A 21,170-nucleotide genomic window follows, 5' to 3' on the forward strand; every position below is an offset into this window, starting at 1 on the left:
GAGTGAGCGCAACAGGCAAGTTACCAGTAGTAGCGATATGGGAGCATGGCCGGAATACCGGACAGCATTCAACTGAGGGCGGGAGGTCCGCGAGAGATATGAATCTCATCGCGATCGGACTCTTTCACGCTGAAATCGACATTTTCAGCCAACATGCCCAAAAGGGGCAGAGTGACTGAGAATTCAGCATCCTGAATCAACGTTTCTTCTTCGACCGAGTCTTCACTTTCCTCCAGCTCAAATTCAGCACAGAGCCAGTCAGGATTGGACTCGGGAACATCCAGTAAACTCGAACCGCCTAACAGAAAAACGATGTCCAGTGCAATCACTGTACAGAGCATGAACATCAGGGGCTGGCGGGAATTCTGAAGCATGCATCTATGATATTTTATTTTCTCACTTTGTCAATGACGCGTTTGTGAAGTAACCTGAATTAGGAGTTCTCGACTGATGTTTCGTTTGAGCAACGTTCGTAAGTGCTTAATAACTCTACTCTATCTCATATTTTCTCAGCACACCTGTATTCACAAAGCGCTGGCTTCCTGTGAGAATATGAAAGAGTCTGGCAAAATACGTCCTATATTAAGAGTATGGTCTACCAGGGAAGAATTAACGGTTATCGCCAATAAGGCGTCTCTCGTTCTCCAGAATAGATTCACCTTCCTGACAGAGTTCCACTAAATACAATCAAAATCAAACAGGGCCATCCGCCCTGAATCCCGAAAGCGTGAGGGGCTGATGAATCGTTTATATCGTTATAATCTGTTGCGTTCCTGTCTGGTGATGATCTGCCTGGCCTACTGGATTTCTCCCGGGCTCCAGCCGGCGTCAGCACAGATGAAAGAAGAATTGTGTGACTGTTCTCCGGAATTAACACTTCTGTTGCGGGTCAACGATGTGCGTCGCACGGCAGATCTGGTCACCAAAGCAGGCGGTAAGATTCTCTATGATCCCAACCTGGGAATTGGAAACGATATCCCCTTTCTCGTCGTCAACCTGCCTCCCACCAAACTCAACGATAAAAAATTTATTGATTCGCTGAAGCTCCCTTCGGGTGTAATGGAAGAAATTATCCCCAGCAAAATTGTGCCTCAGGCTGAACCCGCCATTGATTCCGCTGGCTCTGATTCAACCAGCTCTGCAGAACTGCAGGTAGCCCCCGAAGCAGATTTTGATTCGCTGTACGTGCCTCTGGATGACATTAAGGTCCCTGCACTGCGAAAGCGGGTTGCCGGCAAAGGCCTGGGTGAAGACACGATTGTCGCCATTATCGACACCGGTATTGATACCAGTCACCCCGTCTTTCAGGACCGCGTCATTTTCTGGAACGATGCCACTCGGGAAGGTCGTTCGCCACTGACCAGAAGCAGACAGCTGGATGGAAAAATTGAACTGGAGCATAACAAGTTCGTCGCGTTGCCCGAAAAAATCAAAGAGAATGAGTATGTTTTTTCCGGATATATCGACGAGAAAAAGCTGGGATTTCAACAGGGAGACCTCTGGACCACACTCGGCAAAGAGGGAGTCGATATCAATCGAAATGGCACCAAAGATGATAAACTGCTGGTCGTCGTGGGTATCATTCCGAACCCGGAGCTGGCCAAACTGGAAGAAGCCAGCAAGAAAGCAGCAGAAGAACGCAAAGCTGCTGCTGCCAAAGATGAACCCATCCCCGCTGAAAAGCCTGATCTGGAAAAACGGGATCTGACCAAAGAATATGCACTGGCATTTGTCGATGTGGACATGGATGGCAAGTTCAGCAAAGAAGAAGCTGACACCCCCATCATGGATTTCAATTCCGCACGTAAAATGCAGCGGGAAGACCTGAAACCTCCCTATCAGATTATGCTGGAATTTCCTTCTCGTACCAAGCGCATTGCCTACCCACTGTTGTTCCGCCCCAATGCGAAAAAACAGGTCACCGAAATCACCGTCGCTTTCGACCAGCAGTCTCACGGCACCCATGTCGCAGGAATTGTTGCCGGCAGTGGTCTGCAGATTGAAGGCGCCGCCCCGAAAGCCCAACTGATGGCCATCAAGGTCTGCTCAGGTCGCAGTTGTACCGACCAGGCGATTCTACGTGGAATTGTTTCTGCCTTTTTCAATCCGCAGGGTTATGTTCCTGATGTCGTGAATATTTCACTGGGGAGCCACGAAGGTTATGTGAAGCGCCCCTTGAGTATTCTGATTCAGGACCTCTCGGCGAAATTCGGAACGACCTTTTTTATCTCCGCTTCCAATGATGGTCCCGGCTACCGTACAATCAACGGTCTGGGCGGTTCCAGCCCGGCGGTATTTGTCGGTGCCCATGTCTCAGCCAACACCTTACGTGAACACTATCGCCTGGCCGAAGGGGTGAATGCTCCCGAGCATGGACTGCTTTACTTCTCTTCCCTGGGACCTTCCTATACAGGTGAAATGCGACCGAACGTGGTTGCCCCCGGTTCCGCCCTGTCATCGACGCCGCTGAACTCGGATGGCTCCAGCATGTTCAACGGGACAAGTATGTCGTCGCCTATCGCCGCTGGTGCAGCCGCTGCCATGCTGTCTCTGATCAAAGCAGACAAGGAATATGCCAAGGTCCTTGAACGGCAGGAGAAGAAGATTGAAGCCATTCGCAAGAAATCTTCCGACAGCAAATATTCACTGACCTCACTGGCATTAAGCATGCGACTGGCGCTGGAAAACTCCGCCTTGCGAATGAAAGGCTTTACTTACGCGCAACAGGGAGCAGGCCTGATCGATATCGATAAAGCCTACCCGGAATTTTTGAGGCTGGCGAATCTGACGCTGGAACCGAAAAAACAGACTGCCGAATTCAGCATCAATCACTATTCCAAGTTCAATCGTCTGTACGATCGCTCGAATAATATCGAAGCCCACAAACGCGTTGATCTGGATCTGAATATTGACGGCGAAGTGTCCGACCAGGGCAGCCTGTTATTAAAGAACACTCCTGCTATTGTCAAACTGGAAAAAGTGGAAGTACAGGACAGCGATGGGAATGTCACGATTCTGGATGTGAATGGAAAGAACGATAAAGTTCCCTTCTCCATTGCATTACCGGGGAAAGAAGAAGCACAGGGGAACCAGATTTCACTGGTCCTGTCCAACAGCAGTAAATCCTATTTCTACAGCACTCGAAAACGAGACCTGATGGAGAGGGGCAAAACATATCTCGCCTATTACACGGTCACACAGCACGGCGAGCGGGAATTCAGTTTCCTGGACGTCGTCCATAAACCAATCGAGCTCTCAGACCTGAATACGGAAGTCAGTCTGCCCAGCCTGAACCTGCAGGATTCCGAACGGGTCGCCGCTTTTGTTGTACCACAAAAGACGATTTCTGCTGGTGCCTATCATCGCTATCCGATCGCCGTCACACGCCGCGACAGCAGCCTGACTGTAATGCTCGGTTTTGTCGCCAGCAGTTCGGGACGGTTACTGGTCAGTGTCTTTAACCCGGAAGGCGAAGAAATCGGCTATCGGGTGATTCAGCAGACGGCCCAGTTGGGTGGAGACCGTTCAAATGCTTCATTGACAGTCTCTACCAAAGATGAAGGCATCCACGAGGTGGTCGTCAGTACGTTCAGTGGAAACTGGTTGAACGAATCGAAGTATGACCTCCTGATCGAAGCCCAGCGGTTCCGAGTCTCAACAGACGAGCTGAAACTGGCAACCGTTGATTCCGGAAAGGAAGCGGACAAACTCATTACGTTTTCCAATTCCTCCAACCAGGTCAAAAGCATGTCCGCCAGCCTGGGTGGCTTCACCCGGATTGTTCCCCAGGACAATTTTCCAATCCTGGCAAACTATCGCACATTTCGCAAACTGGATATTCCTGAGTGGAGACCGGAGAGTGGTGAAAGCCAGACAACCAGCGTAAGGCTTACCTTCCCTCCTGATGACAAAAAATATGAAGGCTTCAGCGGACGTATTGACCACAGGCTCTATAAAAAAGGCCCGGATGGCAAAATGGTCGAAGCCCATAAAGGGATGTTTTTTGGACGCGGAAAATCGTTCAACAACATTCCCCGACCGGAGCCGGGTAAACCTTATGAAACACTGTATGCTGCCGTCGACACCTATTTCACAGTTCCGAATGACGAAAGCCTGAAAGACAGTCAGGGCACAATCACCCTGGATGCCGCCTTCCCGGGAATACCGGTAAAAATGGACGGTTCCATCGATCTGAAAATTCTGACGGTTGGCAGACCTGATGTGTATATTCTGCAGATTAAGGGCCCCCAGAGACTGATTGACGCCTCCGCTGCGAAAACGAAGCACAGTAATGCATCGGAAGCAATTCTGGAAATCCCGACGCAGATCAATGGAATTTCCAAAATCAAAGTCACCCTGCCGGTGACCGTTACTCCCGATGTCAAATCCACGCTTGCAAAACAGTTGATTCGATCCACAATCAGAATTTCGACAAGTGATTCCCGGATCTCGGACTCCATCCCGATTGAGATCACGCAATAAATCAGCCACCATGTTCAGGCAGGAACTGAGATTTCATGCAGGATCAGCCGCCTCGTATCGGGGCACTACATTCGATTTCATTTGAAGTGGAAAGCAGCCAGACGATTACTTTTTCGTGTGCAGCGGAGATTTCCGTACTCTCCACACCGTCTCTGATTTGGTTTCTGGAACAGGCCGCGTTACAATTTCTGCTACCGTGGCTGGATGAAAAGTCGATCAGCGTTGGCACTCATGTGGACGTGGAGCACCTGGCTCCGACTCCCGTGGGTGCAACCGTGAACTGTACCGCGCAGCTGATCTTTCACGATGGTCCCGTCTATCGCTTCAAAGTGGAAGCGTACGCCGGTGATGAAAAAATCGCGAAAGGCCTGCATTCCCGCCGGATCATTCAAGCCAGTCAGTTAGCACGACGCCTGCAGGCGTTAGAAACCAAAAGCAGAAAGTAAACAACATGATCTTTGTCATTGCCGATATTGAAATCGCAGAAGGTAAACAGGCCGCCTTCCTGGAAGCCTTTCATCAGCTGGTTCCCCTGGTTCACGCAGAAGAAGGCTGTATTGAATATGGCCCCGCGGTCGACGAAGACACCGATATTTCGGTTCAGGTAAAGAATGGCAGCCAGATTGTGACTGTTATGGAAAAATGGGAGAGTGTCGAAGCGCTCAAAGCGCATCTCGCCGCTCCCCACATGCTGACCTACCGGGAACAGGTCGCCGATCTTGTCAAAGGGACAAAGATTAAAGTTTTAAAACCGGCTTAACTATAGATTACGGTTTGGGAGCAACCAGCGGCAGCGCTTCTGTTTCCGGTTCTGTCTGACCTGCGGGTGCTTCTGGCAGAACCGGGATCAGTTCTCCCGTCAACTGATACAGATAAAATCGTACCAGTGGTCGATAAGGCGTCGCTGGTTCTGTTTCCAGTATTTCGCGCAAGTGCCCTGTCGCCAGTTCCGGTTGTCCCGCTTCAATTTCACACCGGGCCAGATTCAACAGCAATGGAATCTGCTGCTGCGATAGCCCATACAGATAGTTCACAATCGAAACAGTGTGCTGGGTAGGCCAGAAGCTGTTCGAAATCGGCTGAACCAGCGGCATCGATTGCAGGACCCCGGCAATACGTGCTTCTTCGTGTGACCGGATTTCCTGACGCCATAAATCAAAACAGCCACGATAATTTCCATTCCCCAGATTGGTAAATGCTGCCTGCGCCCGCCACGGGATCTGTGGATTCTGCATCGCTTTCTGTTCCAGCAGTGACATCTGACTGTCCGCTGCTTCCGACTGCCCTACTTCCATCAGCACTGTCGCATTCAGATTCTGCGCCAGTGGATTCTGTGCCAGGTAGACGGGATCATCCAGATAACGCTGTGTCAGCAAGACGAACCCGTTCTGATACGCCTGGCTGGCCAGATGCAGTCGTTCAGCCCCTTTTTCCTGCTGGGCATCCAGTTCCTGCGTGATTTGAGTGATCTGTGTGTTCAGTTTTTCCAGATGATCTGTGTAAGCCCGCAGTCGGGCAAATGCATCATCCGACAATTCTTCCTGCCCTTCGATCATTTCCAGATACGTTTTCAATTCACGATGTGCCAGATCGATCTTCCCCATATTGGAATACAGGTCGAACAACATCAGATGCGTTGCCGCGAATTCCGGTTCGATGATCAGGGACTGATGATAGGCATGTAAAATCTGGAAGTAGCGCATCCGATCAATGGTGACGGCAGGCGGCTGCTGATTGCGATCCACGGGTGGTGCCAGCAGTTGTGCTTCCAGGCTGGCCAGATACCCGTAGGCACTGCCCAGGATCCGATAGGCTTCGGCACTGTTTGGATTCTCAATTAACCCGCGGTTCGCCAGTTGAATGGCCAGAATGGCAAAACTGGATGACAGCTCATGGTTCCCCCCGGACTGGGACATCAGCCCGAGATAGTGGCGGGCCGTCTGCACATCATTCCCCATGCTCATATTCTGTGGCAGCAGATAGCGGCTGTAAAACGACCGGGGGCGTGCCCAGTCGGTGCGGATTTCCGGAAAGTCTTTCTGCTCCCGGAACGCCTGTTTTTTAAAATCAAGTTGATGTTCCGCCAGAAACTTCTTTGTGGTTTCGTTCTCATTGTCGGTCCGATAGAAGACAGCGGTCGCGGCATTCAATTCCGTCAGTTGCCAGTCCGGAGTCGTCAGCAGATCAAAAAACGTACGGTAATCCGGATTCATACCGGACAGCCGCGGAAGGACATGCGATACCTGATAACGATCAAAGGTCTGCTTCCAGACTTGAGGTAAGCCGCTGCCAACCTGATCTTCGCGTTGCACACGCAAGGCACGTCTCGTTTTGTCATGCAGATCAATCAGGTCGTCTTCACCGGTTCCAGCAAACAGAGCCAGACGGTTATCGACAAAAGATTTCTGATCCAGCCAGATGAGCAGATCCCCCTGCTCCAGAACAAAATGGAACGGTCGGTCATCCAGCGATTCTGCTAACGCTTCCTGATACCCTTCAATCGTATGCTTCAGAGAAGGACTGAAACCAATTCCCACAGCATGTCGAGTCGAACCCTGCCCCTGGAATCGTCCGCAGACCACCAGGTAAGCCAGCAGGAAAAATGTCAGAACGGTTAATGCCCGTCCCCCGCGTGAAAACAGCAACTCACTGGTTTCAACGCTATAGGTCTGACGGAAATTATCTCGATACCAGATCTGAAAATTCCGATTGGCAAAGATGGCACACAGCACGCTGGTCACCACCAGTTCGTGGCTGGCCAGTACTGACAGACCACAAAAACCGATAAAGACAAACAGCTGTCCCCAGCTCATCTTTGACTGGTTCAGCACGAAACTGACAAACGTTAACAGGATCAGAATAAAAGAGGCGACGGCATAGTGATTCAACGATTTCCAGAACAGAGGTGATGTCATGGAAAAATAGCCGAGTTCTTCGGGTCTGACTCCGCCAACGAACATCGAACGCAAGAGAGGATAGTCAACCGCGTAATAACTCAAACCGGTTGTGAGCGAATGCCAGCCCACCGGGTTTAATAACGTCGCAATCAGGCTCCCGCCCAGAACCATCCAGAGGGCCTGGTAATCGGTGTCGTCGTTTAACACCGAACGATCCAGCATAGAGGCAACCGTTTCTCCCAGTGCGAAGAGAGCCAGTACCGCGATTCCCAGAAAAACACGGGGATCCAGATTCGCCCAGACAAGAAACAGAGGGACTAACAGCCACAGCGCACGTGCCGAGTTTCGCTCCTGCCACTGATACAGACAACGCAGCGTCAACACGACTCCCAGAATCGTTATGATTTCGGGAGTCACATTCAGTTGCGGAAAACAGGCAATCAATGCCAGGACTGCCAGGATCGATCCCCACCAGGTGGAAATCTCCCGCTGGCAGAGATGGACGATGATATAAAACGTAATCCCCAGCAGCAGAATCTTGAACAATGTTAAACCGGTATCACCCAGGACGCCATACACGCCCGAGAGCGTTAGATCAAACAGCCACGCATTATTGTACCAGGGACGATCACTGGCGGTGTAGGAAAACACATCATTCGCAGGAGGCCAGAAGCCATGGCTCGCCAGGTACTGCCCGGTTTTGACATGCACCAGTGTTTCAGTATCCGAGATATAGGTGGCTGCGAACAAACAGGCCAGCAGAATCGCCGCCCAGCGCAACATAAAGTCGCCGCGAATGGCTTCGTCTTCCACCAGTTCGGGTGTTAACGGTTCCCACTCAGGCAGCCCTTCTTCTTCTGCGCTCTGATTCACGAGTGCCGCGTCAGACTGCTCCACTCCCGCCTGATCCCCGTCCGTTTCTTCGGGAGACCTGTTTTGTTCGGGATTGGATTCAGAAGGATCGGGAGAGTTCTCGTCAGGCAAATCTTTGTCTGGATGATCGTTCACGTAATTACTCGAGATCTGAAACGGGGACGAAAAAGAAAAGTACACCGAGACCAATTTTGGCGGGACTGCACTCAGGTTGTCCAGCTAAAACCGGTAATAAACAGGATCTGCTTCAGAGCGCGTCCCTTGGAACTATAGTTTCTTCAATACGACTTTAATTGATTCAGGTGGTCTTCGAAACGCTTCAAAAAACCTCAAATCCGGAAAGATCGGGATTTTCCCTGCGGGATTCGTCGAAATACAACTCTCCCTCTTTCTTTTACGAGTTCCAGATCAACACCGTTTGCCGTAAATCGGAACTTTTAACCAATCTGATCTTTTCCAATCCAGGGTCGCAGTACTTCGGGGACCAGAATGGTTCCATCCGCCTGCTGATAATTTTCCAGAACGGCAATAATCGCCCGGGCAATCGAGACGGCGGTACCGTTCAGGGTATGCACAAACTCCGTTCCCTTCTGCCCGCTTGACTTGCAACGGGTCCCCAGCCTTCTTGACTGGTAATCCGTGCAGTTAGATGCGGAAGTGACTTCACCATACTCACCTGCATCGCCACGACCGGGCATCCAGGCTTCCAGATCATATTTGCGATAAGCGGGTGCCCCCAGATCACCGGTACAGGTATCGACGACGCGATAATGCAGACCCAACCCCTGAAAGATTTCTTCTTCAATCCGCACGATTTCTTCATGCATCTTGTCGGAAGCTGCATTGGTCGGTTCCGTAAAGGCAAACATTTCCACCTTGCTGAACTGATGCACGCGATAAATACCACGTGTTGCCTTACCGTGTGCGCCGGCTTCGGTACGGAAACAGTGAGACAGACCGGCAATTTTATAAGGCAGGGTCTCACGGTCCATGATCTGATCCTTCATGGAGCCCCCCAGTGTAATCTCTGCGGTTGCCACCAGGCTGAGATCTGTATTCTCGACGGAATAAATCTGGGTTTCGTCTCCCCGCGGATTAAAGCCGATCCCTTCCAGAATCTCTTTGCGGGCCAGGTCGGGTGTGCTGTGAAGCACGAAGCCTTCCTGCACCAGTTTCTGCATCGCATACTGACAGAGTGCCATTTCCAGCAGTACTGCTTCGTTTTTCAGATAATAAAAACCATGACCGGCGACCCGTGTTCCTGCTTCGAAATCAATCAGGTCATGCTTCTCTGCCAGAGCCACATGATCGAGGGGTGTGAATTCAAACGCGGGTTTCTCGCCCCACATCCGCACAACGGTATTTGCCTTGTCTTCTTTTCCCACAGGCACATCAGGGTGAGCCAGGTTGGGCACGCGTGCCTGCTCACTCTTCAGCAGCGATTCGACTTCGCGTAATTCAATCTCAATCGCTGAGATCTGCTCGCGTAGTTCTTTCCCCTGCGCGATCAACGGCTGCCTGGCGTCGTTGTCTGCCGCCTTGGGAATTTGAGAGGAGACCGATTTCTGTTCCTGCCTTAAATTGTCACCCTGAACAATCAGCTCTCTACGGCGCTGGTCCAGTTTGCTCAGTTGTTCCAGATCAACTTCGATTCCACGATTGCGACAATTCTCAAGAATGACTTCCTGATTCTCGCAGATGAACTGCAAATCCAACATAAGAAATCAACTACTCCATGCAGAGTTCAGAAACGATGTAAAAAACGGTACCCGGGTGGCATTCCCCCAACGGGGAGCACGCATCATATCTAATGACAATTTTAATGTCCAAGGGTAACGCTTTTTCACCGCAGAAAATGGTTAATCCAACCGGAATAATGCAAATTTGCCTGTTACAGCGATTACTCGCGCCCCGACCTGGTGACTTCCCCACCGTTCCCAAGACGATCCCCACCCAAAAGTATGAGCGCACCACATCTCTGCCCCCTGAAAGAAAGAAACTCCTGCCAATGTCGAAAGCCGAGCAGGATGCTCAGCTCTCAGACAACTTGCAGGAGCAGCAATTTCATATTCCAACAGCTATTTTGAGCGTGCCGTCTGTTGTGCCTATTCAGGCAGGGGCAGAGGCAGCATTTCGCCGTGAATCGGCTGTGTACTCTTGACCTGATAGCGATCATACTCGTAACGCTGATACAGCCCTGTATTCAACCGGGCATCACAGTGCTTGCCACGATACTGGTGGTAAGAATAACGGGGCCAGGGATACGTGCTGCCTTTAACCTGGCGTCCCAGGTTCTCTTCCTGACACAGTTCACAGAAGGAAAGAAAGAATCGTCCGCCGCCCGCCTGTGCCGTCTGCACAGCCAGTCCGGTCACGAACATTCCCAGTAAGACTGTAGAAACAACAATGGTCTTCCGCAATCCCTTCATCGTACGCTCCATTCCCTTGATACTGCGTGTTGTGTGTGATGATAGAAAGAGAACCACACTTCACACTCATCATCGGGTTAAGGGAACCCGGGAAATAAGAGCCGCCTCTCACGGAACGGCTTCCCTGGCAAATTCGCAGTCAGATTGTTCGGGTTATAGTGCTTTTACCAGTTATATCCATATCTGAAGTCAGACCAGACCACGGATCCGCTTTTTGGAAGCGATGATATCATCCAGGATGGCATCCAGCTTGACCTGCGGTTTTCGTCCCAGAGTCTGCTCCAGCCGCCCCAGATCGGGAACCCGTCGCTGCACATCTTCAAAATCTTCATTATATGCCTTATTGTAAGGCAGATATTCGATTTTGACATCCGGGTTCACTTTCGCAATGATCGCTTCGGCCAGCCCGCGAATCGAAACTGGTTCATCGCTGCCGATGTTATAGACCTGCCCTTTCGCAGCATCCAGGTTGGTCAGATCAATCACACAATCGACAATCTCATTGACATGTCCAAAGCAGCGTACCTGGCTGCCGTCATCAAAGACAACAACCGGGCCTCCATCCAGGGCCTGGTCAATAAAGCGGGGAATCACCATTCCATATTGTCCGACCTGGCGGGGACCCACCACATTAAAGAAACGACCAATGCGAACATCCAGGCCATATTTCTGCGAATAAGCCAGCGCCAGAAACTCGTCGATGGCTTTCGATGCACCATAAGCCCAGCGAGGTCGCGTCGTGGGACCAAAATGCAGGTCATCTTCTTCCGTCCAGCGTTCCTTGGGATTTTTTCCGTAGACTTCACTCGTCGATGCCAGGAAGAATTTATGTCCCCCCTGCACGGCATGTCGCAGGAGAACCTCGGTCGGATAAATATTGGTTTCAATCGTCCGTACCGGGTTATCTGCCACCAGTTTCACCCCCACGGCGGCGGCCAGGTGATAGATCGTATCGACGCCCTGTACCATTTCCGCCATTAAGACAGGATCGGTGATTGACCCCGTGCGAAACGTGAAATTGGGATGATCGATGATGCCATCCAGATTCTGCAGAAAGCCGGTAGAAAGGTCATCAACGGCAGTAACCTCTTGTCCCTGCTGAATTAATTGCTCACATAAATGGCTGCCAATAAATCCGGCACCACCGGTGACCAGGCAATGAGACATAAATCAAATCTTTCTCAAAGATAAGGAAAAAACCGCAGAACAGCTAAATTCGGTCTAAAGTCGGCGAAGGCTTTAAAACAGTTTACACGCTAGAGTTGCATTTCGCTACGAACCTGCCATAATACGTACGTGTCATTCAACAAGACGCAAGAAAAACATTGGATTTTCCGATGTATATTGAAAATCCGGGCGATTAGCTCAGTTGGCTAGAGCATCTCGTTTACACCGAGAGGGTCGGGGGTTCGAGTCCCTCATCGCCCACTAAGGCATCTGCCGTTTACCCCTGATTTATAGACTATTCTATTTATCAGGGGTTTTTCTTTGCGCGTTGTTCAAATCAATGCTGCCTACCACTGTATAGCACTTAATAATACACCGATCAGTCGATAGTTCTCTCACTTCGCAGGTCAAAGGATTATCCTTTTCCAAACACCGAAGCGATCTCCCTGGCCAGTTTCGCCACTTCTCGAAGCACTTGAGGTTTCCCGATGACCACCAAAGCCAGAAGCACAAGCAGGGCTAGTGCAAAATCATAATTCATTTAATAGCTCCGATCTGAAAAAAAGATTGAAAGTGCCTCATATTTGAATAAGCAATTAAAAAACGCTCCAAAGTGATCTATGTATGGTGTCATTACTACTCTTAGAACATCCACTATTGTTCGTCTGGTTTTTGATGAATCGATCAATTTCGGACCATGCATATCGTAAAGCCACAACAATTCTGACTGCTTTCCGCTTTCGATCTTTCCGCATCTCGGAAACAGTCCGGTCGCTGTATCCGAGTAAACGGGCCGCACCTATTCAATTATTAAGAGTGCCTCTGTTTGTTCTGGTGTCGATTGTGTCACCATTCTTGACTTCCTTTCTGCTCAAAAAAAACTGCCAACCACAAGGGTGTTCTGATTCTCTCAGTCTCCCTCACGATTGACAGCATACTGTCAGATCAGATTTTTAATCCAGATTCATTTGGAACTTAAATAGTCGTTTTTTTCAACGGATTCCCATTCAATACCGTCTGATCCCTTTTAATCCTTTTTGCTCCCTTTGTCGCGTTTTTTCTTGCTACTTGACTGAGGTTTAAGAGTGGGAAATTCATTAAACCGGTCGCGAATTTTGTCGAGTCTTCCGATTTCGGTTCTATGAATAAACATTTCATAGTCACCCGTTTTATGCATATGGACGAAAATAGCCCCCCTCAGAGCACGGCTTATAAAAGTCTTCCGATCTTCCTCCAGCGCGTAAATAAGTTGCTGCTGTGTGCCACGGAAACCGCCGATAGGATCGCCGTTTTTATCACGATGCGAATTAGGCACGTCATCGAATGGGGAACGATACCACTTTTGCTTCTCCTGTTTCTTTTCACCTTCACCTTCTATTTGGTTGGCTATATCTGCGGCGACTTGTTGCCCCTGTCCATCGTTAATAGCCGGGGGGATGCTGTATGGTGGTTGTTGATGTATCTTCTCGGTCGATTCAGGAAACCCGTATCGGTCATAGATCCAACGTTTGCACGCTGCCTGCTCGAGGGTTAACCGTGACTTAATAAGCGTGATCAGCTTATGGTCAATGTCTTTGACTGACTCGTACACTGTCAAAATACTTTCGATATCTTGCCTTAACCAATCCTCTGCTATTTCGTTACGATGGTCAGCAACAAGCCACCCCTCGGCATTAAGTCGGATATCGTTCAACCGATACAAGAATAAGCCATTCAAGCTATTAACCAATTCAATAGCTGTAATATAGGGATGTCCTCTGAATTCAATTGACGGACTCCCATTTGCATTCGCTACCTGAAGCGACTCTTCAATCTTGGATACCCTGCCATATTCATAAGACAGCATAAACAATTGGTCATATCTATCCATATCGCAATCAAAGAACACTCGTAGGATTTTTGCTGCAGGGATAGTTACATCTTTGGGAATTCGTGCAGGATGCTCAACACCAAGGTACACTTTGTCGATATCTGCGAATTGTTCCGATAACCATTCAAGCTTAGTGGATATCCATGAAATGCATCCTAGGCATTCATTTGCCCATTCATTTGCATTAGAAAGCAGCTTGAGTTCCTGATCGGTTTTGCTGGATTTCTCTTCCTGGTCAGGATAAAGTAAACCCTTCTCAATCCGACGAATAGCCTCTATGCTGGCTGCTGTGATATCCGCAATCTCGGAATAGCTGTCTTCGGTTAATGGTTCGAAAGAGAATTGACCGACCGTATGAGGTAAATCAACATTGGGAGGGCCATATTCAGGCGCTATAGTCTTAATGTCTTCCCTTTTGACTACTCCCATCACATAGCCAAAAAGCAAACACTGATTCACTCTTTCCCACGTTTTACGCTCTGGCTTTCCAATGAAATGAAGAAATAACAACCACGCCGATATGTTGCTATTTAAGCCTGCGATCTCGTCAGGCAAAACGCATGTTCCTGAATGGTTCAACAGTTCTTTTCCTGCCAGTTCAAGAGATTCGACCAAGCGTTTTTTTATGGTTTGCAGTCGTTCGGGTAATGGTGGGCCGTTTTCGCCATTCTGTAATATTTGGTGTCTGTCTCGATAGGGAATCACCAGCTGTTTATAAACTCTTTGTCTTTCTGGCCTAGAGTCTATAACGGACTTCTCTTCAATGATCGCCTGAGTCATTGCCCACTCTTTAGGGTAATTCTTGCTGGGAATGACACTTTCCCCCCTGCTTATCAATTCAGGGTCTGAGAACTCAATGAGAACGCTCCTAAGATCATCCCCCCCTTGCAAGTCTCTGAGTGCTTTGAAATCGTCCAGTAACCCCGACCAAATAGAAACACTCATTGTCTGTTGTCCTTAGAGCGCCGGGTCGACTGATCAACGTTGACGGGACAACAGGACGCAACGTCAATCAGTCTGAGCAGGTAGCGAGCCTGCTCCCGGTAGTAATATCTTTTATTCAGTTTAGTATTTTGCCCTCTGATACTTGCAGGCTACACCGAGACGTTTCAGATTGTCCCTCAAGTCATGACCAACACCAAGTGTAATCACAACAACGCCACTTCCCTTCCAGAGATTCCTGACAATCGCATCCTCGGGGGTTTCATCGGCACAGAGTTTGAACAGACCGATAACGTGGCGGTAGACTTGCCAGTTTGGTTCTGCCTGATTCGTCATTACTTCGACTTATCCCCAGGGTCATCAGGTTTTCCGAACAGGGCAAGACCAATTCCTGAACCAACTCCTGCTCCCATCACAGCAAAAAACGCTGACACAATCATTGTGCCCGCGCCTACACCAGCTTCGACTAATGATTGTCTAACGAAAATCAAATAGAAAGCAATTCCAATAATCATACCGATGTACGTACAGTGTTTAGCCGTCATGGTGGTACCTTAAAAATGTGCTCAAGTGAATTAGAGTAATTACTATTAGTACATATGATTACAAACCGGCTAAGACGCCGCAACCCGCTTGTACATCACATCCGAAAACAGCTAATCTCGCACCCCAACCTTCCACACACATCTATCTGCCTAACTCTCACCGGCCGCCGATCACAACAACGCCGTCAGCCTTCAACAGGTTCTTTACAATCGCTCGATTGAGTCTGAGATTATTGTTTAATAACGGTTCGGCCAGCCTGGCATATTGGCAAGGTGCTTTTTTTATTGGGGTTGTACGCAATGACTGCGAGAAGCAACGCACAAAAGGCAGCAGCAGGCAGGCACACGCGGGGGGCGCTCTTGTCTGCCGGAGTTGCAGAAATCAGGCGGGAATGAGACTCAGCCTGAGATGAAACTCACCTCACTGCTGTGCGGGAATGAGTTTAACGGGGACCTGCCAGGCAGTGTTGCCGGAAAAGCAATCAAGGACAAACTGCTTCAGGACTTTGCCGATATAGATTCCCACTTCCTCGGGAGTCGGCTGAGGACGAATGTAGGAAAAGTCCCGGAGTTCATCCCGTTCTTTTCCAAACACGTTCGTGACGAGAATGAATACATTTTTTTGCAGCTGGTTGATGCGAGGATCCAGACTGGATTTCGCAGCAATCCCCAGAGGCATACTGCGGGCAATAATCCCAATCGTGGACTGAAACCGCGGTAGCAGGCGACTGACTTCCGCTTGAATGGCAGAGTGGTCGGATGGCAGAGAGCGATAGAAGATATTCTCCTGCGAAATATTGTTTTTCGAAAAACATTCCTGCAAGGAATCCAGATACAGAAAATCGCCAGGATAAGCACGCTCGCGCATCAATACCAGAAACTGTCGGCATTGTTTTTCAAGATGCAGATGCTCAAACGACATTCGGGCCACGGCTTTCTGATCCTGATCAATCCAGGGCAGCTCAGTAACCGAGGGATAAAGGGACCCGACCACGACAGTCGGCAAACCACTTTCCACGAGAATCCGCTGGGCATCTAATGACGTTGAATACAATACGAACGCATCCAAACCGTCCGTACTCAGTGCTTCCGTTACGGTTTTTTCAACATATTCCCGCTGATCATGTTGAGGCAGAAAGTTGAACTGGATTTCGGCGCGGGACAATTCGGATTGAATACCAATCACCTGCCCATCCGCCAGAACTCCTTCCTTCTTCAGAAAATCCTCGCTCAACAAAAAATGCACGCGGCGGATCATCTGTGCATTCTCATTCCCTGGATCACTGATAAAAGTACCCCGACGTTGTTTTCGTTCGAGCACCCCTTTCTTCACCAGCAGCTGCAGCGCGGAATTGGCACCCGCATTACTCGTTTTCAGCATACGGGCCGTTTCAGAAAGGCCCAGGTAAGGATCACCGGTCGAAAGCCGACGCGATTTGATATCACTTTCGATCAGCGCCGCCAGCTCCGTGATCGATAGCCGCGCATTTTTTCTGCGTTCGGTTTTCATATTACTTAAACCTGACTGAAATCAACTACGCAAACAATGAGCAACCTTAGATACTCGGTTCCCACGACCCTGGAGGTGCGACAGACAAACTGGCCACGATGGAAATAAGCGTCACCAGCCCCTGAATCATTCTGCATAGTTGATCCACAATTGTAAATCTTCAACAACCACAGGTAGCGCTGCTGCGGAAGCCAAAGTAAATTCAATCTGATTCTCTCCTGTTCGCACAAAACCAGGTTTGATTTTTCCCGACAAAAAATGTTCCTCGCCTGCATGCAGAGGAACGACTTCACCATTCAGTTTGACAATTAGTTCCTCTTTATTTTGCGGTAATGCCTTGAAGCGGACCTTCAAATTGAGTGCAGCCCCGGTTTCTACGGGATTCTCGCCGACAGGTAATGTCACACTGACACTTTTTCCGGGGCGGACCACGCGGGGATGGTCCGGGGTCAAGATATCACGATTCATATAAGAACTCCCCTTTTTCCACCAGGAATTCACGCTGGCGTAACCGCGGGCTGAGGTGAAATACACCTTCGGCAGCGATTGTAACCGGGTGGGATCCCCCAGTTCGCGCCAGAGGGGATGCCGCGGATTGAACGAGTTGAATAAATAGATGCCATCAATGCCCTGCGACCAGGCATTCATCGCCCTGCCTCGAAATCCTTCTGTCGAAGCATAGACCTTACGGGCCCGTTGATCTTTCTGGCGTGACTCACTCAGTCCCGCGTAAACGGGTACCTGGTATTTGTGCCCCAGCTCCACGGATTCTTTCCAGGGGTTCAAACGAAAATAGCCCGTGACCGTCATGATGTCGACCAGATCCTCTTTGAGCCAGGTTTCTACATCCAGCCCCAGTACCCGCGCGTACTCTACGGAATCAGGTACGCGAATCGCAATCAGAATCGGACGTCCCCGCTGCTGGCCTACTTCATCCGCCATAGTCCGAATCCGCCGCATCAAATCGTTCAACCGACTCAACTCCAGATCGCCAGCCGGCTCTCCCCAGGAAACGCGTTTAAAATAATTCAGATGCCGAAAGAAATCGAGCTCAACTCCATCGACATCATAATTCCGACAGACTTCTTCCACATAGCGATATGCCAGATCACAGATTTCTTCATGCGTAAAATCGACGGCAGTCCAGCGACCGTTTTTGGGTTTCTCTTTCGCTGAACCGACAAGCCATTCCGGGTGTTCCTTTTTCAAAGGGGGAAACAGCAAGGGACCGTACCAGGCAGACGAGGCATCATGGGTATCATTCATGCGAAATGACCAGAACAATTCGACATCATTCTCCTTACACCAGTCTGACATCACAGTCAGCGGATCATGGCCGTTTTTAATCAATTCTGCCGTTTTGTTGTTTGAAAGCTTATTTGCGGTTTCCGTAAATACGTTGCCCACCTTGGTGTCATGTGTAAAATAACTGAACCCGGATGACCACGTGCAATAAAAGATCGCGTCAACCTGACTCCCTTTCAAGGGGCTCGTGCGGACATCCAGTAATGCCTGAGGCGTGGCTTCCTTCAGAGAATACACGGGTTCATTTCCATCGTTATTGAAAATGATCCGCCGTTTTTTCCAGGCAGCTTTCTGTCTCGCCGCTTGCATGGATTGCTGTTGAGACGGACTCAATGTTGCGTTTTTTTCTGCTGCATCCACAGACCGTTCCAGATATGTATGACCGATGATCACAATGGCAGGCAGCAGAAGAAGTCGCAGCATTTGAGACGGCATGAGAGGAACTTTCTGATCAAAATGTTCTTTGATGTCACGAAGATTTTCTATTGAAAACAGCAATAAAATATCCTCATCAGTCACTGTTAAGTCGAAATCCTGACAATTCAACCGACGATATCAAGCGCGTTTGGCAAGTTTGTGTCAGGGATCTACCTGTTCTCCATAAAACCAATCTACGTTAATTCGAGCCAGGTGCAAGCCATCATTTGTGTGATACGCGATCAAAGCCAGATCGTCGTCAATAAACTCGATACACTGATACCCGAAATCGTTAGTGGGATCCTGAACGATGTTACGCTGATGAAGAAATGTTTTTCCCTCATCTCTGGAAATCGCAGTCGTCAAAGCAGAACGCATGGGAAGCTTTCTGCCGTTTTCTTCAATTGTTGATTTCTCACTGACCCAGATGAAAAGCAGGTCACCCGTCGAGGGGATGCGTCGTACAGTTGGCAAACCCGCATAAGGCATCTTCAAGTCGCGAATCAGCTTACCCTCAGACCATGTCTCGCCGCGATCTGTGGAATAGGCACGTACCGGATATCCGCTGTAACTTCGCGCGAACATCATCAAACGCCCATCTTTCAATTCCACGGCATCCGCTTCCTGTACTTCAATCTTTCGAGTCCCATACAGATCCACCGTGTTTTTGCTGGAATGCCAGCTGTGTCCCTGGTCGTCTGAGTAAAATGTGAGCCCGACATAGCCATTGTGGTCATTGGAATCCGGCATGTATTTTTTATTTTCACCGACGGCAATAATCCGCCCATCCCGTAACGACAACAGTTTATCATTGTGTACCAGGTTATAACCGGGGTACGCGGAAACGGGGAGTTGCTCAGTCCAGGTCTGACCTTCATCGGCACTACGCCGGTAAAGAACAGTCGCGTAATAGGGTTTGGCGGGATGTGTTGAATAATTGTACGCCAGCAGAATCTCACCATTTTTGATGCGCAACAGGCTGGGATGCACGTAGCGCCCTTTCGCTGGCAACTTCGGCTGAGGCACCAGTGTCCAAGGCTCTGACCAGGTCTTCCCCTGATCAACAGACTTCTTTGCCATGATGCCGCCGTGATCGCCATACTCAGTATAGCAGAACAGAATCGACCCATCCTGCAAGATCAATAAATCGCCGTTGTTGCCACGGTAGCCACGCGTTTGTTTTTCTTTTTTGACAATGCGTACGACATCAAAATCGGCACCACAGGCAACAGACGCCACGCAAAGGCAAAGCACGCCTGCCATAATTTTTTGAAAACCCAACGGTCAATTCCTTACAATGCTGGTAGCTGATCTAATCGAGTGTAAAGTCCAGTTGCATCGCGCCGTCTCCCGATTCCACAACGGCATTCAAGTTTGAATTGTCGTTGTATTTTTGGGGAATCACAGTGACTGGAGCAGCGTTTTTTTCCGGCATGACTTCCGCTTCCACTAACTCCGTACCGCCGGCAGCCGAACGGATCTCGATACGGTGTTCGCCCAGAGGAACGCCTCCCTTATTTTCCACGCGATAGGAACCGTCGGCGATTCGCGCCGACGCCACAGGACCGCTCGGCTGGGGAATGAAGCGAATGGTGCCGTTCTTGATCGGCTGATTCTGAAATAGCACATTCCCAGTCACAATGCGCCGCGCCGGCGCATCATCACTTCCGGTACAGCCCAGCAGGAAACAAACGGGCAAAATCAGTACAAATCGTAAGCCTCTCATGATGCGTCTCCCTTATGAATCTATTACTCTTTCGACCGTGTCAACGAACTTCTGCTTAAAACTCGCCGACGACATCTCCCCCCTGGCGAGTGGTCAGCTTTGAAAGTGTTTGTTGATCCATGTTTTCTGAGAAGAACCTGACAGCACCATCGCCCATTAAGAAGTGACAACCTCCTGTATGATAACTGGAGAATTCCATGTCCCATTTGTCCCAGTAACCACCGCCGGGAATGGAATTCGGTCCATTGATGCCGCCTGCCGTATCCAGCACATTCCAGATGGTATAGCCTTGTCCGTCGTATGAGCCTGTTCTGCCTCCGGTGACTTCGCCAATTACCAGCGTATTGCTGGTACCGTCGATAATATCACGAATCTTGACTCGGGAATGATTAAACAGAACACCATCACCGGCAACAGTAGGTCGGAAACCGGAAAGATCACAGAGCCAGTCAACGGAATCTGCGACCCCTGCCATGTTGGTTTTACCGATATCATCCTTACCGCCAGCTGCTCCTGGATTGGTAATACCTCCCGTGTGATTAGTGCGGTCATCGCCTTGCGGGTCACTCGGACACTGAAAGGTTTGAACTTTGTAGCCGCCCTGCTGTAAGCCGCCATTGGGAGCAACATTGTAGTTAAGAGAAAAATTAAAGCCGTTGTAAACATTCGCGAGATCAAGATAAGGCAGCAGATGTGTGCCCCAGGAAAATCTTGCCGGATTGCCTGATATCGTTCCCGAGCAGCCGCCGCGGGGGAGTGAGCATCCAAAAGGAAACACACCATGCGTGTCATGATAGTTATGCAGCGCCAGGCCGACCTGCTTGAAATTGTTCTTGCATGAGGAGCGACGGGCAGCCTCACGAGCCTGCTGCACAGCCGGTAATAACAGGGCGATCAAGATGGCGATAATGGCAATCACCACCAGCAATTCAATCAGAGTAAAGCCACGACTCATACGTTGTTTTCGATGAGCAAACATTTGCCCTCCCAGAACTATTGAAAATGAC

At 49.7% G+C, this 21,170-nt stretch carries 16 protein-coding genes and 1 tRNA gene; 4 read left to right on the forward strand and 13 right to left on the reverse strand.

Annotation, left to right across the window (positions count from 1 at the left end; translation table 11 throughout):
- Window positions 1-68 precede the first annotated feature (68 nt).
- A complete protein-coding gene (locus GmarT_RS23180) occupies window positions 69-374 on the reverse strand; it encodes a hypothetical protein (protein ID WP_002649382.1) in 306 nt (101 codons plus the stop codon).
- 364 nt (window positions 375-738) lie between these two features.
- Here GmarT_RS23180 and GmarT_RS23185 point away from each other — a divergent pair, with 364 nt between their 5' ends.
- Genes GmarT_RS23185 through GmarT_RS23195 form a run of 3 tightly spaced genes read left to right on the forward strand, consistent with a single transcriptional unit; the run spans window position 739 to window position 5,242 of the window.
- Complete coding sequence (locus GmarT_RS23185) at window positions 739-4,482, forward strand: S8 family serine peptidase (RefSeq protein WP_149303295.1); 3,744 nt, start codon at window positions 739-741, stop codon at window positions 4,480-4,482.
- Between the two features lie 35 nt (window positions 4,483-4,517).
- Complete coding sequence (locus GmarT_RS23190; RefSeq protein WP_002649380.1) at window positions 4,518-4,928, forward strand: thioesterase family protein; 411 nt, start codon at window positions 4,518-4,520, stop codon at window positions 4,926-4,928.
- 5 nt (window positions 4,929-4,933) lie between these two features.
- Window positions 4,934-5,242 carry a putative quinol monooxygenase gene (locus tag GmarT_RS23195; RefSeq protein WP_002649379.1) on the forward strand — a complete coding sequence of 103 codons (309 nt, stop codon included), beginning with the start codon at window positions 4,934-4,936 and terminating at the stop codon, window positions 5,240-5,242.
- Window positions 5,243-5,249: 7 nt separating this feature from the next.
- Here the strand turns inward: GmarT_RS23195 and GmarT_RS23200 are convergent, their stop codons facing one another.
- The 4 genes from GmarT_RS23200 to GmarT_RS23215 form a co-directional block, all read right to left on the reverse strand.
- Window positions 5,250-8,387: a tetratricopeptide repeat protein gene (locus GmarT_RS23200; protein ID WP_149303297.1), complete on the reverse strand. Its 3,138-nt coding sequence runs from the start codon at window positions 8,385-8,387 to the stop codon at window positions 5,250-5,252.
- A gap of 302 nt (window positions 8,388-8,689) precedes the next feature.
- Window positions 8,690-9,970: a serine--tRNA ligase gene (gene serS, locus GmarT_RS23205; protein WP_002649377.1), complete on the reverse strand. Its 1,281-nt coding sequence runs from the start codon at window positions 9,968-9,970 to the stop codon at window positions 8,690-8,692.
- A gap of 387 nt (window positions 9,971-10,357) precedes the next feature.
- The gene (locus tag GmarT_RS23210) at window positions 10,358-10,681 is read right to left on the reverse strand and encodes a hypothetical protein (RefSeq protein ID WP_002649376.1); all 324 of its coding nucleotides are present in this window, start codon (window positions 10,679-10,681) and stop codon (window positions 10,358-10,360) included.
- 189 nt (window positions 10,682-10,870) lie between these two features.
- Window positions 10,871-11,848: an NAD-dependent epimerase/dehydratase family protein gene (locus tag GmarT_RS23215; RefSeq protein ID WP_002649375.1), complete on the reverse strand. Its 978-nt coding sequence runs from the start codon at window positions 11,846-11,848 to the stop codon at window positions 10,871-10,873.
- 187 nt (window positions 11,849-12,035) lie between these two features.
- On the opposite strand from GmarT_RS23215, the gene GmarT_RS23220 reads away from it, so the two are divergent.
- Window positions 12,036-12,109 (forward strand) — tRNA-Val (locus GmarT_RS23220).
- 766 nt (window positions 12,110-12,875) lie between these two features.
- Here the strand turns inward: GmarT_RS23220 and GmarT_RS23225 are convergent.
- The 8 genes from GmarT_RS23225 to GmarT_RS23260 form a co-directional block, all read right to left on the reverse strand.
- Complete coding sequence (locus tag GmarT_RS23225) at window positions 12,876-14,663, reverse strand: hypothetical protein (RefSeq protein WP_002649373.1); 1,788 nt, start codon at window positions 14,661-14,663, stop codon at window positions 12,876-12,878.
- 120 nt (window positions 14,664-14,783) lie between these two features.
- Window positions 14,784-14,996: a hypothetical protein gene (locus GmarT_RS23230; protein WP_002649372.1), complete on the reverse strand. Its 213-nt coding sequence runs from the start codon at window positions 14,994-14,996 to the stop codon at window positions 14,784-14,786.
- Entirely contained in the window at window positions 14,996-15,205 is a 210-nt protein-coding gene (locus GmarT_RS23235; protein ID WP_002649371.1) for a hypothetical protein, read from the reverse strand. The genes GmarT_RS23230 and GmarT_RS23235 overlap by 1 nt, the downstream gene beginning before the upstream one ends.
- A gap of 421 nt (window positions 15,206-15,626) precedes the next feature.
- The gene (locus tag GmarT_RS23240) at window positions 15,627-16,715 is read right to left on the reverse strand and encodes a GntR family transcriptional regulator (RefSeq protein WP_002649370.1); all 1,089 of its coding nucleotides are present in this window, start codon (window positions 16,713-16,715) and stop codon (window positions 15,627-15,629) included.
- Window positions 16,716-16,841: 126 nt separating this feature from the next.
- On the reverse strand, window positions 16,842-18,455 hold the full coding sequence (locus GmarT_RS23245) for a glycoside hydrolase family protein (protein WP_149303298.1): 1,614 nt from the start codon (window positions 18,453-18,455) through the stop codon (window positions 16,842-16,844).
- 144 nt (window positions 18,456-18,599) lie between these two features.
- A complete protein-coding gene (locus tag GmarT_RS23250; protein ID WP_198139456.1) occupies window positions 18,600-19,718 on the reverse strand; it encodes a sialidase family protein in 1,119 nt (372 codons plus the stop codon).
- A 31-nt stretch (window positions 19,719-19,749) separates the two neighbouring features.
- Window positions 19,750-20,163: a hypothetical protein gene (locus GmarT_RS23255; RefSeq protein ID WP_002649367.1), complete on the reverse strand. Its 414-nt coding sequence runs from the start codon at window positions 20,161-20,163 to the stop codon at window positions 19,750-19,752.
- A gap of 55 nt (window positions 20,164-20,218) precedes the next feature.
- Window positions 20,219-21,142 carry a DUF1559 domain-containing protein gene (locus tag GmarT_RS23260; protein WP_149303300.1) on the reverse strand — a complete coding sequence of 308 codons (924 nt, stop codon included), beginning with the start codon at window positions 21,140-21,142 and terminating at the stop codon, window positions 20,219-20,221.
- Between the last annotated feature and the right edge of the window lie 28 nt (window positions 21,143-21,170).

The organism is Gimesia maris (genome assembly GCF_008298035.1).
Taxonomy (GTDB): Bacteria; Planctomycetota; Planctomycetia; order Planctomycetales; family Planctomycetaceae; genus Gimesia; species Gimesia maris.